Raw genomic sequence first — 14,175 nt, forward strand, 5'->3', positions numbered from 1 at the left:
CTTATACACTACTTTTCTTTTACAATATCCGTAGCCTTATCGATAAAAAGTATTCCATCCAGATGATCGATCTCATGCTGCAAAACCTTGGCCAGCAGACCTTCTGCTTCTATTTCTACTATCTCATTATGCCGGTTCAAGGCTTTTACCTTAACTTTTTGGGCCCTTGCCACCTTTCCCCAAACCCCGGGAACGCTTAAACATCCTTCTCTCCCGATTTGTTCCCCTTCTCTATATATTATCTCCGGATTTATAAGTTCCATATAATTGTCTCCCGGATCAACAACAATAACCCTTTTCAATACTCCTATCTGGGGAGCAGCCAACCCTACTCCATCAAATTCATACATGGTATCGCGCATATTATCAAGCAATTTCAAAACTCCCTCATTTATGTTCGCTACTTCTTTAGCCCTGGTCCTTAAAACCTCATTAGGTACAGTTACAATCTTGTATACAGCCAAGAAAACTACCTCCTTACATGGTCATAAGCGGATTTATATCTACCTCTACCCGTGCTTTGGGAGCAAGCTTTTCCTTATTGTTTATTATAAATCTTCCTATGCTCCGCAAAAGCATTATGTTTTCACACTTGACAATAATCTGGTAGCGGAATCTGTCCCTCAATCTCTTTAATGGGCAGGGAGCCGGCCCCAAAATACTAATTTCTTCTTCTTTGGCATCAGTGATTTCATTTATGTAAGCAGCTATTTCACCTATTTCATGCTGAACAATTTTCTCATCAAAGGAAGATACCACCAAACGCAAAATACTGGTATAAGGCGGATATTTTAAATTTTTGCGCAGTTTTATTTCCTCCCAGTAAAAACTTAAATAATCCTGTTTGGCCGCCAGATTTATGACTAAATTATCCGGCTGATAAGTTTGAATCACTACCTCTCCGGGAATTTCTCCCCTGCCGGCTCGGCCAGCCGCCTGCACAATCAGTTGAAAAGCCCTCTCCCCTGCTCTAAAATCAGGCAAATTAAGCATACCATCAGCATCCAGAATTCCTACCAGGGATACCGAGGGAAAATTAAAGCCTTTTGCTATCATCTGGGTCCCTATTAAAATATCAACCTTACCTTGCTGCATCTCTTTCAGGATATTTTTTTGTTCACCCCGCCTGCGGCTTACGTCAATATCTAATCTTCTTATACGGGCTTTAGGGAACAATCTTTTTAGTTCCTCTTCCACCTTCTGGGTGCCAAACCCTATTTGCCTGAGATGCTTGCTTCCACACCGCTCGCAAGCTTCTAGTACCTTAGAGGTAAAATTGCAGTAGTGGCACATATTTCTTCCTATGTCATAATGATAAGTCATACCTACTGAACAATGAGGGCACAACACTATATTACCACAATCAGCACATACTGTAAGAGGAGAATAACCTCGCCGGTTTAAGAACAAAATGCTCTGCTTACCTTTTTTCAGGTTATTTTCAATTTTATTATATAAAAACTCAGAAATTACTGGATTATACTTGCTGCCTTTTCTGGAACTTAACCGCATATCCTCAATATACACTTCAGGCATAACCGCATTTCCTATGCGCCTGGCCAGCTTTAACAGCCCCGCCTCGCCTTTTATTGCCCGGTGAAAAGTTTCTATAGAAGGGGTAGCACTTCCTAAAAGCAAAAGGGCATTTTCCATTTTTGCCCGCTTGCGGGCAACTTCCACTGCATGATAACGGGGAGTTTCTTCCTGCTTATATGTAGTTTCCTGTTCTTCATCTATTATTATAAGGCCCAGATTCTTTAAAGGTGCAAAAATAGCTGATCTGGTACCCAAAACTAATCCTGCTTCCCCGTTTTTGATATTTTTCCACTGCTCATACCTTTCGGACAAAGTCATGCCACTGTGCATAACTGCCATGCCAGGTATTCTCGCTTCAAAAAGCTCTACCAGATGCCTGGTCAGAGCAATTTCTGGAACCAGAATAATTACACTTCTTCCTTTTTTTATGCAGACCTCAGCAGCCCTCAGATAAACTTCGCTTTTTCCGCTTCCTGTAACACCATATAGAAGAAACTCGGCATAACCTTTATCTAAAAAAGAAGTAATGGTTTCTAAAGCTTCCTTCTGCTCGTCAGTTAAAACAAAAGGAGAAGGAACTATATTTTTGTTTTTCTTTACCTTCCTTATGTAACCTTTGTCTAAAAGTGTTTTTATAATATAGGCAGGAACAGCTTTTTCTAATTTTTCTCCTTCTATTTCCCCTTCTTCCCTAAGAAGCTTGAGCGCCTGAGCCTGCCGGGGAGCTTTCTTTGATATATTAGCTAAGTCATGAGCCTCAAAATCAGCCAGCTGATAAACATATTCGGCCTTTAAATTTTTATATCCCGAATAAACACCGGAAACTAAAATTAATCCTTCATTTTCCAATAATTCCAGAGCTTTATCCCCTAATTTTTTTCGTGCCTGTTTCAGGCTTATTTCTTCTTTGGCCCAGAGTTCTTCAAAAAATGTAAGATATTCATTAATAAGAGGACTGGTTTCCGGAAAAATTATCTCCTCTTTTCTTATATTAGGCAAAACCACCTTGTCTTTCTTGCGGGTGATAGCCCGGGGTACCACAAGCCTTAAAGCCTGCAGAAGCGAACATAAGTAAGTTTGGGCTATCCATTCAGCCAGTTCTAACATCCTGCTGTCAAAAACCGGCTCCTGGTCTAAAATTTTTATAACCGGCTTTATATATTCAATATCCTGCTCTACAAACTCCCTTTCATTAATAATATATCCTTCCCGCTTCCTTTTCCCCCATTCTACAAGCACCCTGCGGCCTGATAAAGGTTCTGCCTTTATATCTTCAGGAACAATATAGGTATAAATATAATCAGACCTGTTATCAGGAACATCAATCAAAACATCTACATATCTCACATCCGTTCCCCGCCATTCCTAACCACAATTAAAGGCGGGTATATCCCGCCTTTAAATTTATAGTCCTGCTTCTTTTCTCAAAATTTCTGCCTTATCTGTCCTCTCCCAGGTAAAATCGGCATCCTGTCGTCCAAAATGTCCATAAGCTGCGGTTTTTCTATAAATAGGCCTTCTAAGGTCTAAATCACGAATTATCGCGCCAGGCCTTAAATCAAAATGTTTATTGATAAGTTCGGCAATCTTTTCCTCGGCGATCTTGTTGGTTCCAAAAGTTTCCACTCTTATAGAAACTGGCCTTGCTACGCCTATCGCATAGGCCAATTGAATTTCACAGCGGTCAGCCAGCCCTGCTGCCACTATATTTTTAGCAACATAACGGGCAGCATAGGCAGCGGAACGGTCAACCTTGGTCGGATCTTTACCTGAAAAAGCCCCTCCACCATGTCTTGCCATCCCGCCGTAAGTGTCTACGATTATTTTACGCCCGGTAAGCCCGCAGTCTCCCTGAGGCCCTCCAATAACAAACCTTCCAGTTGGATTAATGAAAAATCTGGTTTTATCATCAAGCATTTCCCGGGGTATTACATGTTTTACCACATATTCTATTATATCCCGCTCAATGACATCATGGTCGACTTCAGGATGATGCTGGGCTGATACTACTACAGTATCTACCCTTACCGGCTTTTCACCCTCATACTCTACTGTAACCTGGGTTTTTCCGTCAGGACGCAGATAAGGGATAATTCCTTCCTTGCGTACCTGAGCAAGACGCTGTGCCATTTTGCTGGCCAATAAAATAGGCATGGGCATCAGTTCTGGGGTTTCATTGGTTGCATAACCAAACATCATGCCCTGGTCTCCTGCCCCGATGGCTTCTATCTCTTCCTCGGTCATTTCACCTTTTTTAGCTTCAAAAGCCTTGTCAACACCCATGGCAATATCGCCTGACTGTTCATCCAGGGTAGTGATAACCGCACAGGTATCGCAGTCAAAACCGTATTTAGCTCTGGTGTATCCAATCTCACGAATAGTATTGCGAACTATTTTAGGAATGTCAACATAGCAGTCGGTTGTTATTTCCCCGGAAACTACTACTAAACCGGTTGTAACTAAAGTTTCAGCCGCCACTCTTGCTTTAGGATCCTTGGCAAGTATAGCATCGAGAATAGCATCTGATATCTGATCCGCAATTTTATCAGGATGCCCTTCAGTAACTGATTCCGATGTAAACAAATTTCTGTACAATGCTTTCATCTCCTTATTCTTTTTTTAATAATTGAACTACTTTATCTATAATGGCCGCAGCCACATCTGCCTTGCTCATCTGGGGTAGAGATCTTACTTCTCCCTGTCGGTCAATAATCGTTACTATATTGGTATCAGCAGCAAATCCTGCCCCTTCTTCGGAAACATCATTTGCCACTATAAAATCCAGATTTTTTTCTTCCAGTTTTCTTTTCGCATACTCCAGTAAATTGTTAGTTTCTGCTGCAAACCCTACCATAATTTGTCCCGGTTTTTTGCGTTTGCCCAATTCTCTCAAAATATCCGGAGTGCTTACTAATTCCAAAACCAGCTTGTCCTCTTTTTTTTCTCTTTTTTTAAGTTTGGCTTCTGCCTTGCTGGCTGCTTTAAAATCTCCTACTGCCGCTGCGCCAATAATTATGTCATACTCATCCTGCCGCGACAGCATAACTTCACACATTTCGTCCGCACTCCAGACCGGAATAAATTCCACACCCAGTGGAGGATCAAGGAAGGATCTCCCGCTTACCAGAGTAACCTCAGCCCCCCTGAAAACTGCTTCCCTGGCAATAGCATAACCCATTTTTCCTGTGCTGCGATTACATATAAACCTTACAGGGTCAATATCTTCACAGGTTGTCCCTGCATTAACCAGCACTTTTTTCCCTTTAAGATCTTTTTTATCATAAAGCATTTGCCTTATTTTCTCGTAAATTTCCCCAATATCAGGCAACCGCCCTTTTCCTACTGCATCACAGGCTAATTTGCCGGAAGCAGGCTCCATAACTTCAAATCCCAGCTCTTTTAATCTGGATATATTAGCCTGTACAACAGGGTTTTCATACATTTTCGTGTTCATGGAAGGCACAACTAAAACGGGCGCTGTATTTGCCAGCATTATGGTAGACAAAAGGTCGTCAGCAATACCGTAAGCCATCTTGGCTATAAAGTTGGCCGTCGCAGGAGCAATCACCATCAAATCCAATTCCTCAGCTATTCCTATATGCTGAACTTTCCATTCCGCAGATTCCTGCCATAAGTCAGTGGCTACTTCCCGTCCTGACAAAGTCCTGAAAGTAAGCGGGGTTATAAATTTAGTAGCCGCTTCTGTCATAATCACTATAACATTTAAATCTTCATCCTTGCTCAGCCTGCTTACCAAATCTGCTATTTTGTAAGCAGCAATGCCGCCTGTTATCCCTACCCCAACTGTCTTGGCCATATTATGCCTCCTTAGTCTGGTTGCATCCATCATAAGCTATAACTATTTTTCCACTAACTATTTCATCCAATGCTCTGGTAACCATGCTGGATAACCGATAATTTTCATCATTTTTAGCCTGTTCAGATAAAATGCGAGCCCTTTTTGCTACCGCCACTACTACCGCATATTTGCTGTCTGCTATTTTCATAATGTCTCGCGTGGAAGGAGGAATCAATCTATACCACCTCCAGCTCTATATTTTTTATCTTACAGCGTTCCGCTATTATAATAGCCTCGGTTTTTTTAACAGCTACTTCCAGCTCATCATTAACTACCACATAATCATAATAATGGACATGCCTGAGTTCTTCCTCACAGGCAGCCAGCCTTCTTTCTATACTTTCCATGGAGTCTTTTCCCCTGGTACATAATCTTTCCGATAAAGTCTTAATATCAGGAGGATAAATGAATATAAAAACCCCTTGGGGCATTTTCTTTTTTACCTGCATAGCTCCCTGGATATCAATTTCCAGAAGCACATCTTTCCCCTGCTTCAGATTTTCAATAACAAAATCGCGCGGAGTTCCATAAAAGTTTTGATATACATTAGCCCATTCCAAAAATCTGTCTTCTTCTATCATTTTCTTGAATTCTTCCTGGCTCAAGAAAAAATAATCCTTACCATGTACCTCGCCTGGCCTGGGAGGTCTGGTAGTAGCAGATATAGAAACTTCAATATCATTCATCTTTTTAAGCAACGCTTCCCTTATAGTCCCTTTTCCTACTCCAGAAGGTCCTGAAATTACAAAAAGAATACCTTTACGCTTCATTATTCTCCCACTTTCCACCATCTATTCTTCATCTGCTAAATCCTTCGATGTGAGTCGGTTGGCTACAGTTTCTGGCTGGACTGCAGAAAGAATAACATGTGCACTATCAGCAATTATAACTGCCCGGGTTCTTCTTCCATAAGTAGCATCAATCAACATGCCTTTTTCCCTGGCTTCCTGAATAATCCTTTTAATCGGTGCTGATTCAGGGCTTATAATAGCTATTATGCGGTTAGCTGCTACTATGTTGCCAAAACCTATATTAACCAGTTTAATGTCCATATATTCCGGATTTAACCGGCTTCACCTCCAAATTTATTCAATATTCTGAAGCTGTTCCCTTATCTTTTCCAGTTCAGCCTTTACATCTACCACTATATGGCTTATTTCCAAATCATTTGCTTTGGAAGCCACAGTATTTATCTCCCTGAACATTTCCTGAACCAAAAAGTCGCATTTCCTTCCTACCGCTTCCCCATCTTCCAGCAAATCGTTCAGATGTTTGATATGGCTTTTAAGCCTTACTATTTCTTCCGTTATATTGGTTTTATCAGCAAAAATAGCTGCCTCCTGCAGTATCCTGTATTCTTCAATTTCATGGCTTCCCAGAATTTCTGCCATCCGAAGCCGCAATTTTTCCACATATTCATGAACAACCTGGGGGGAGCGTTCTTCAAGTCGGTTTACCATAGATAATATCTTATCGTTTCTCTCCACAATATCTTTCTTTAGCTGCATACCTTCTTTTATGCGCATTTGAAGAACACTTGCAGCAGCTTCTCCAATCGCCTTTTGTAAAACCTGCCACAAAGCATCAAGATCCTCTTCTTCATCTTCCAGGGTAAAAACTTCTGGCAGCTTAAATATGTCAATAATCTTCAATTCTGGTGAAATATCCAGATTTTCTGCCAAATCTTTCAGATATTTATAATAAGTTATTGCCAATTCTTTGTCAAGCTTGATATTTCTCGTTCTTTCTCCCGTTTTCTCTATGTTTATATTTACTTCCAGCCGGCCGCGGCTTACATATTTTCTAAGCTCTTCCTTTATTTTTTCTTCCAGCACCGCATAGCGCCTGGAAATACGGATATAAGGATCAAAATAGCGATGATTTACGCCTTTAATCTCACAGGTTACCTGATAACCTTGTTCCAGTACTTGACTGCGTCCAAATCCGGTCATGCTTTTTATCATTTTTTTCAAACTCCTCTTTCTGATCTAAATTGGAAAACTTGTTTAACACCTGATCCAATATTGGTATCCGGGTATACTTTAAAATTTTAACACATTTTTTATTTAAACTAAAAACCTTTTAAAAATAAACAAAACATATTTCCATATAAATTTGGCGCCTGCCAAAGCAACTATCAAGAACCACTGCCATAAATCCAAAGCAGCTGTATGGAAAACTTTTTGCATAACCGGCCAATATACTGCACCAAGCTGCATGATTACAGAAGATAAAACTGCCAGCACCAAAAACTTATTCCTAAAAAATCCTAATTCAAAAGGCGAGTATCTTTCTGACCGGCATTCAAAAACATAAAAAAGCTGGGCAAAAACCAAAGTGGTAAAAGCCATGGTACGCGGAATTTCCAAAGAATTTATACCCTGCAGGCGGGCAAATATCAAACCTGTTATAAATACGGACAGAGTAATAACTGCTATATATAAACCACGAGCAAATATTATCCATCCCAGGCCACGTGCAAAAATACTTTCATTTTTCGGACGCGGTTTTCTCTGCATTATGTCAGGTTCCGGAGGTTCTAAACCTAATGCCATGGCCGGCAAACCGTCAGTCACCAGGTTAACCCATAATATCTGAATAGGCATTAAAGGAAGCGGCATAGCAAAAAGAGAAGCTAAAAACATTACTAAAACTTCACCTACATTGCATCCTAAAAGATACCTTATAAATTTGCGTATATTGTCATAAATAGCACGGCCTTCGTAAACTGCCCTTACTATGGTGGAAAAATCATCATCGGCAAGTATCATATCTGAAGCTTCCTTGGTTACGTCAGTACCCGTTATTCCCATAGAAATTCCTATGTCAGCAGCCTTTACCGCTGGAGCATCATTTACTCCATCTCCAGTCATAGCTACTACTTCGCCTTTATTTTTCAAAACATTTACAATCCGATGCTTATGGGCAGGCGAAACACGAGCAAAAATCCGGTCATTAACAGCAGCTTTATAAAGTCCCCTATCTGACAGTTTATCTATTTCCCGTCCTGTAACTACCCGGCCGGTTTTGGAAATTCCCACCTGATAAGCTATGGCCCTGGCAGTTAATGGATGGTCACCCGTTATCATTACCGGCACTATACCAGCTTTGAGGCACTGCTTAACCGATTTTCTCACATGAGGCCTGGGAGGATCAATTAACCCGCATATACCTACCAGTACCAAATCTTCTTCCAATTCTTCATCAGTAAGTTTAAAAACTTCTTCTTCACCAATTTCCTTATAGGCAAAACCGAGTACCCTTAAAGCTTCTCCTGCCCACTTTTCCTGTTCATCATAAAACCATCTTTTTTCTTTTTCCGTAAGCTTAAGTTCCCGGTTCTGGTGCAAAACCTTACTGCAGGAATCTATGAGTACATCCAAAGCCCCCTTTACCAAAACCAAAAATCTGCCATCCTTATTAACCACTACACTCATCTTTTTACGCGCAGAATCAAAAGGAATTTCGCGCAGCCTTAATGCTGCTCCTTTAATACCTGCTTTTTTGGCCATAACCAGCAAAGCAGCTTCCGTAGGGTCTCCCTTCACTTTATAACCTGTATCTGTTTTTTCTGATATGGAATTGTTGCAGTAAAAAGCTATATCAACAAGCACCTCCCAGGCTTTATTGCGGCTTATTTTTGATTTGTCAAAGTTCTCCCCTTCTGTCAAAACTTCCAGATAAGTCCCTATTTTTTTGACCTGCATCTTGTTTTCGGTTAAGGTTCCGGTTTTATCGGAACATATAACAGTGGTACATCCCAAAGTTTCCACTGCCGGAAGCTTCCTTATAATCGCATTCCTTTTAGCCATTCTTTGTACCCCTAAAGCCAAAACAACGGTTACAATAGCTGGAAGCCCTTCAGGTATGGCAGCAACTGCTAAACTTATGCCGGCCATAAACATCATTAAAAGCGGCTCTCCTCTGGATATTCCCAAAAAACTAACCAGAGCACAGACAAAAAGGCATATAACAATAAGCACCTTGCCCAGTTGATCCAATCTCATCTGTAAGGGGGTCATAGGCTCATCGGATTCTTTGAGCATAGTGGCTATTTTACCTACCTCGGTATCCATTCCTGTACTTACTACCACTGCCTTGCCCCGACCTCTGGTAACCATGGTACCCAAAAAAGCCATATTGCTTCTTTCCGCTAAAGGTACTTCTCCTTCTAATATCTCCACCTTCTTTTCTACCGGTACAGATTCTCCGGTAAGAGCTGCCTCATCTATTTCCAGGGAAAATGTTTCGATAAGCCTTACATCAGCAGGTATACGATCTCCTGCTTCAATCAATACAATATCTCCCGGTACTACTTCTGAAGCAGGTACTGTTTTTACCTCTCCATCCCTTAAAACCCTGGCCGTGGGAGAAGCAAGTTTTTTAATCTCATTAAGCGACTTCTCTGCCCTGTACTCCTGCAAAAAACCTAAAAAGGCATTTACCAGAACTATTGCCAAAATGGTAACGGCATCTACCATATCTCCAATTATGCTGGAAATCAAAGAGGCACCTAACAATACCAGAACCATAGTGTCAGTAAACTGCCTGAAGAATATTTTTAAGGGATTAGCTGTTTTTTCAGTATCCAATCGGTTTTGGTAAATAGCCTGCCTTTTTTTGGCCTCTAAACTGCTAAGTCCATTCAAATCGCTTTGCAGCTTATTTATAACATCTTCCACACTTTCGTTATACCAGGAGATGTGTTTCATTATCTTAAAGCCCCCATTCTCCCTTTTTGACCAAATTTATTCAAAAAAAAAACATAAAAGAACAGGGGACAGGCTTTAAATCCTGTCCCCTGTCAATATCTTCACCTGTAAATTTTAAGCCAGCCCTGCTAATAAAGAACATTCTTCATCTGAAAACAATTCCTGTTTCTTAGTCACCAAAAAAACAAAATCTCCATTTTCATACCGGCTATTAAGCCTAACTTCTTCAAATATCCCAAAAGATTTTAGAACAAAATCTCCCACTTTTTCTCCAAAAAGAACAACCGTTTTAGGCTTTAAAATATTTATTTCTTCCACCAAAAAAGGCAGGCATGATATAATCTCTTCATTTCCCGGGCTTACTGGAACCCCTTCACATATCTTGCCATTAAGGATACAGTTATATTCTTTATCAATCAGCTTGATATCCCCATCCCAGGTTTTATTCCTGGTAAGGGGGCACGCCTTGGGCTGACATCTTACCATAAAAGTATGATAAATTCTTCCAGTACCAAAATTACTTTTTATTGATTCCCGCAAGCTGACCAGCTTATTAAAATTGCGGGTAAAATCCGTTTCCATTTCAAAAACCAGCATCATTTCAGGATCCAGATCGCCTTTGCCCAGTGCAGGCTTGCGATTACATTTGAGCAGGGATGGACACTTCTTACACTTCATTATTCTGTCTTCCATCATTATAATGCGGCGTATCTTTTCTTCCTTGCTCCCCACTTTATTAAACCTCCCAACCCCCAGTAACCTCCACCTTAACTGCCGTCATTCTTTCATTTTGGCCAAATAATTCCTGGTATTAGCATTAACTCCCCAGGTAGCATCAGTCAATTTGGCTGATATATAACTGCGGATATTGTCATCTAATTCAGGATTTACACTGTCAAACAAAATAAAAAAAGCTCTTAATACACCAAGCATATTCATGAACAAGCGTTCTTTAGGTGCTTTCAACAAAAGCTCATCTTTTTTCCCATAATGAAATATCAGCTTCTTTATAACCCATATGATCTCAGCATTTGACCATACCTTTTTATCAAGTATTTCTTCCAAAAGCTTGTCTTCACCTATACTGAACCCTCTGTTCTCCAATTCCTTCCACTCCCGGCTTCCAATTACCGTAGCCGGGATACCTAAAACCTCCAGTATCTCTTCATCACCTATAAAGCCTTTTTCCTGCATATCTATCCTCCTGCACCTATCTTAGTATTCTTTTGGCTCCTGCATAAGACCTGGCATAATATGATTCATTTAATGAAGAATAAATTACTCCTCCACTTCGAGGTGAACTGGAGTGAATAAACCTGCCATCTCCCACATAGATACCCACATGATCAATCCCTCTTGAATAACAGGAGAAAAATACTAAATCCCCTGCCAAAAGCTCATCCCTGTTTACAGGAATTCCGTTCTGGAACTGGTCAGCAGCCGTACGCGGAAGAGAAATGCCAAATTGTCCAAAAACATAATATACAAAACCTGAACAATCGAAGCCCCCAGGAGAACTTCCTCCATAACGATAAGGAGTCCCCAAATATCTGGAAGCAAATTCGATTATACGTCCACCGTCTATCAAATTTCCGGACCTGGAAGGCGATACATTATTCAAAATATTATTGTTGCCTTGTAAAACCCCTTTTACCAGAAGCCTGTCCCCAATATTAATCCTATCGGAAGTCAAATTATTCAACCTTTTTAACTCTTCTACCGTCATACCGCACTCACGGGCAATTTTCCACAGGTTATCTCCGGCTTTTACGACATAAACCTGATTTGTTTCCTGTTTGCTATCGGCATTGTTATTCACATTTTGGGAAAAACTCGGCTCAGAAGAAGAAACATCAGAATTGACTAGAAGAACCTGCCCAGGATAGAGAAGATCTGAAGTTAAATTGTTAATCTTTTTTAACTTGTCCACCGTAAGGCCATAACTTAAAGCTATTTTCCACAGGCTGTCACCTGCTTTTACAGTATAAGTTTGCTCAGCAGCCACCGCATTCGTACAGCTTAAAAATATAATTAATATAGCAATAGTTAAAATTTTGCCCTTATTTACCATGAATATCCAACCCTTCATAAAATATCGCCAAGGTTGGATATTCTATAAAAACATACCATTTTCCTGCTAAAAAAATTTTTTATTTACTTTTTATCTTTTTTTGGTGAAACTCTTTTATTTTTGTCATCAAATCCTCGGTTACACCTGTGCATCCCATTTTACCTTTATCCTCTCCACTGCCTGTTCCATGAAAATCAGAACCGCCAGTTACCAAAAGCCCTTTGTGTTCACTTAAATACAAATAACTTTTAATCTGGTTATCACTATGTTCAGGATAATATACTTCTAATCCTTCCACTCCCATCTCTATAATTTCCATAACCTTCTTCTGTTCTTTTATAAGACCCGGATGAGCAAGTACACTTATCCCTCCTGCCTTATTTATCAAATACAGTGCCTCTTCTGGCCCAAATTTGTAGCGCGGCACATAACCCGGCCTGCCTTTGCCTATATATTTATCAAAAGCTTCTTTTATCGAAAAAACATAGCCTTCTTCTGCTAAAGCCAGAGCTACATGCGGCCTTCCAATCAAATCCCCCTGCGCCAGTTTTTTTACTTTGTCAAAATTTATGGATAACCCCATACTTCTTAACTTATCTACCATTTTTTTAGCTCTTTCAAAACGTTCTTCGCGTATCTCCAAAAGCCTCTTTTTCAGCATTTCATTCTCATAGTCAATAAAATAGCCTAATATATGTACTTCATCACTGCCATATTCGGTATTCAGTTCTATGCCAGGGATAAATAAAAAGTCTCTCCTGTTCTCTTCATTGTATAATACCGCTTCCTGCAAACCATCAACCGTATCGTGGTCAGTAATAGCCACACCTTTTAAACCTATTTCTACAGCCTTATCAATTACTGCTTTTGGTGATAATGCTCCATCGGAAGCGTTAGAATGTACATGCAAATCATACATCAAACCCAAGCTCCTTAACATTAATTACTTCAAAACTTCTTTGATAACCCTTAAGGCATTATTTTTCAATATATTTTCTATTTCGTTAGTGCTAAAACCTTTTTTTCTCAATAAATTTTCCCAGTTTGCATATTCTTCTATCCCTGCCATAACCACATCAGAAGCCCCGTCAAAATCAGATCCTAAAGCTATATATTCACAACCTATAAGTTCTGCTATATATACAACATGTTCAAGAAGATCTTCTATATCAGGCTTATCTTCTCTTACAAAATCACCCACCTGGGTAATGCCTATTATTCCTCCATTCTGGGCCAGGGCCTTAAGCTGGGTATCTTTCAAATTTCTCCTGTGCGGGCAAAGCGCATAAGTATTGGCATGGGTTACCATTACCGGCTTAGAGGTAGCTTCCAGCACATCATAAAAAGATTTTTCCCCTATATGGGATAAATCTATTATTATTCCCAGGCTATTGGCCTCCTCTACCACCTGACGGCCTAACCTGCTTAAGCCTCCTGAATTTTCACCTTCTTCTACCCCGTCAGCCAGTAGATTACGTTTATTCCAGGTTAAACCCAAACTTCGCAAACCAAAGCGATAAAACAAATGCAGTATGTCTATATCGGAACCTATAGCTTCCGCTCCTTCTAAGTGAAGAATACAACCTAGTTTACCGGGATTACCAATATTAGTTTCGATATCATTATAATTTCTCACCAAATATAAAATATCCTTATTTTTTTCAAGCTCTCTATAAAATATCTCCAGCTGGTTTAAAACCCTGCGCAAAACTATTCCACTGTCATCAGGGAAAGAAAAAAGAGAAAAAAACTGTACAGCTATACCAGCTTTAAGAGCCCTTTTTAAATCAAAATGCCCTCTGTTCTCCCAAAGTTCCTCACCAGAGGGAACCAAAAACAAGGAAACAGTATCACAATGCAGATCAATAATTCTCAACCAACATCCTCCTTCAAGAAAGGGGTAAATATTTTAAAATTCTAAAATTATATTCTATAAAGAACAAAAACCTGCTATTTTTATTAGCAGGTTTCATTTTTGAGGTTCATTCCCTCTCACA

The 14,175-nt window shown here is 40.0% G+C and carries 14 protein-coding genes; all 14 read right to left on the minus strand.

All coding sequences use genetic code 11. The features are described from left to right. Nucleotides 1-8: 8 nt before the first annotated feature. Nucleotides 9-464 (minus strand): peptide deformylase, encoded by a 456-nt coding sequence (gene def, locus ACZ42E_RS05745; protein ID WP_464891409.1) that lies wholly within the window; start codon nt 462-464, stop codon nt 9-11. A gap of 13 nt (nt 465-477) precedes the next feature. After that, complete coding sequence (priA, locus tag ACZ42E_RS05750) at nt 478-2,883, minus strand: replication restart helicase PriA (RefSeq protein ID WP_464891410.1); 2,406 nt, start codon at nt 2,881-2,883, stop codon at nt 478-480. Between the two features lie 57 nt (nt 2,884-2,940). After that, the gene (gene metK, locus ACZ42E_RS05755) at nt 2,941-4,131 is read right to left on the minus strand and encodes a methionine adenosyltransferase (protein WP_464891411.1); all 1,191 of its coding nucleotides are present in this window, start codon (nt 4,129-4,131) and stop codon (nt 2,941-2,943) included. A gap of 13 nt (nt 4,132-4,144) precedes the next feature. After that, nucleotides 4,145-5,353, minus strand: coding sequence for a bifunctional phosphopantothenoylcysteine decarboxylase/phosphopantothenate--cysteine ligase CoaBC (coaBC, locus tag ACZ42E_RS05760; protein WP_464891412.1), 1,209 nt, complete (start codon nt 5,351-5,353; stop codon nt 4,145-4,147). A gap of 1 nt (nt 5,354) precedes the next feature. Then, nucleotides 5,355-5,543 (minus strand): DNA-directed RNA polymerase subunit omega, encoded by a 189-nt coding sequence (locus tag ACZ42E_RS05765; protein ID WP_464891413.1) that lies wholly within the window; start codon nt 5,541-5,543, stop codon nt 5,355-5,357. A gap of 28 nt (nt 5,544-5,571) precedes the next feature. Next, on the minus strand, nt 5,572-6,186 hold the full coding sequence (gene gmk, locus ACZ42E_RS05770) for a guanylate kinase (RefSeq protein ID WP_464891414.1): 615 nt from the start codon (nt 6,184-6,186) through the stop codon (nt 5,572-5,574). Beyond that, complete coding sequence (remA, locus tag ACZ42E_RS05775) at nt 6,187-6,447, minus strand: extracellular matrix/biofilm regulator RemA (protein ID WP_464891415.1); 261 nt, start codon at nt 6,445-6,447, stop codon at nt 6,187-6,189. A 33-nt stretch (nt 6,448-6,480) separates the two neighbouring features. After that, nucleotides 6,481-7,359, minus strand: a complete 879-nt coding sequence (locus ACZ42E_RS05780; protein ID WP_464891416.1) for a YicC/YloC family endoribonuclease — start codon at nt 7,357-7,359, stop codon at nt 6,481-6,483. A 102-nt stretch (nt 7,360-7,461) separates the two neighbouring features. After that, a complete protein-coding gene (locus ACZ42E_RS05785; RefSeq protein ID WP_464891417.1) occupies nt 7,462-10,107 on the minus strand; it encodes a calcium-transporting P-type ATPase, PMR1-type in 2,646 nt (881 codons plus the stop codon). A gap of 114 nt (nt 10,108-10,221) precedes the next feature. Next, a complete protein-coding gene (locus ACZ42E_RS05790) occupies nt 10,222-10,839 on the minus strand; it encodes a uracil-DNA glycosylase family protein (protein ID WP_464891418.1) in 618 nt (205 codons plus the stop codon). A 45-nt stretch (nt 10,840-10,884) separates the two neighbouring features. Next, on the minus strand, nt 10,885-11,301 hold the full coding sequence (locus tag ACZ42E_RS05795; RefSeq protein WP_464891419.1) for a hypothetical protein: 417 nt from the start codon (nt 11,299-11,301) through the stop codon (nt 10,885-10,887). Between the two features lie 16 nt (nt 11,302-11,317). Further along, nucleotides 11,318-12,196, minus strand: coding sequence for a C40 family peptidase (locus tag ACZ42E_RS05800; protein WP_464891420.1), 879 nt, complete (start codon nt 12,194-12,196; stop codon nt 11,318-11,320). A gap of 61 nt (nt 12,197-12,257) precedes the next feature. Beyond that, nucleotides 12,258-13,097 carry a PHP domain-containing protein gene (locus ACZ42E_RS05805; RefSeq protein WP_464891421.1) on the minus strand — a complete coding sequence of 280 codons (840 nt, stop codon included), beginning with the start codon at nt 13,095-13,097 and terminating at the stop codon, nt 12,258-12,260. A 24-nt stretch (nt 13,098-13,121) separates the two neighbouring features. After that, nucleotides 13,122-14,054, minus strand: coding sequence for a dipeptidase (locus tag ACZ42E_RS05810; RefSeq protein ID WP_464891422.1), 933 nt, complete (start codon nt 14,052-14,054; stop codon nt 13,122-13,124). Nucleotides 14,055-14,175 lie beyond the last annotated feature (121 nt).

The organism is Thermosyntropha tengcongensis (genome assembly GCF_055381335.1).

Excerpts from the sequence above, each read along its gene's own strand:
- coaBC (WP_464891412.1), bottom strand. The coding sequence starts at position 5,353 with ATGGCCAAGACAGTTGGGGTAGGGATAACAGGCGGCATTGCTGCTTAC.
- gmk (WP_464891414.1), bottom strand. The coding sequence starts at position 6,186 with ATGGTGGAAAGTGGGAGAATAATGAAGCGTAAAGGTATTCTTTTTGTA.
- ACZ42E_RS05765 (WP_464891413.1), bottom strand. The coding sequence starts at position 5,543 with ATGAAAATAGCAGACAGCAAATATGCGGTAGTAGTGGCGGTAGCAAAA.
- ACZ42E_RS05800 (WP_464891420.1), bottom strand. The coding sequence starts at position 12,196 with ATGAAGGGTTGGATATTCATGGTAAATAAGGGCAAAATTTTAACTATT.
- ACZ42E_RS05795 (WP_464891419.1), bottom strand. The coding sequence starts at position 11,301 with ATGCAGGAAAAAGGCTTTATAGGTGATGAAGAGATACTGGAGGTTTTA.
- ACZ42E_RS05785 (WP_464891417.1), bottom strand. The coding sequence starts at position 10,107 with ATGAAACACATCTCCTGGTATAACGAAAGTGTGGAAGATGTTATAAAT.
- remA (WP_464891415.1), bottom strand. The coding sequence starts at position 6,447 with ATGGACATTAAACTGGTTAATATAGGTTTTGGCAACATAGTAGCAGCT.
- ACZ42E_RS05805 (WP_464891421.1), bottom strand. The coding sequence starts at position 13,097 with ATGTATGATTTGCATGTACATTCTAACGCTTCCGATGGAGCATTATCA.
- ACZ42E_RS05780 (WP_464891416.1), bottom strand. The coding sequence starts at position 7,359 with ATGATAAAAAGCATGACCGGATTTGGACGCAGTCAAGTACTGGAACAA.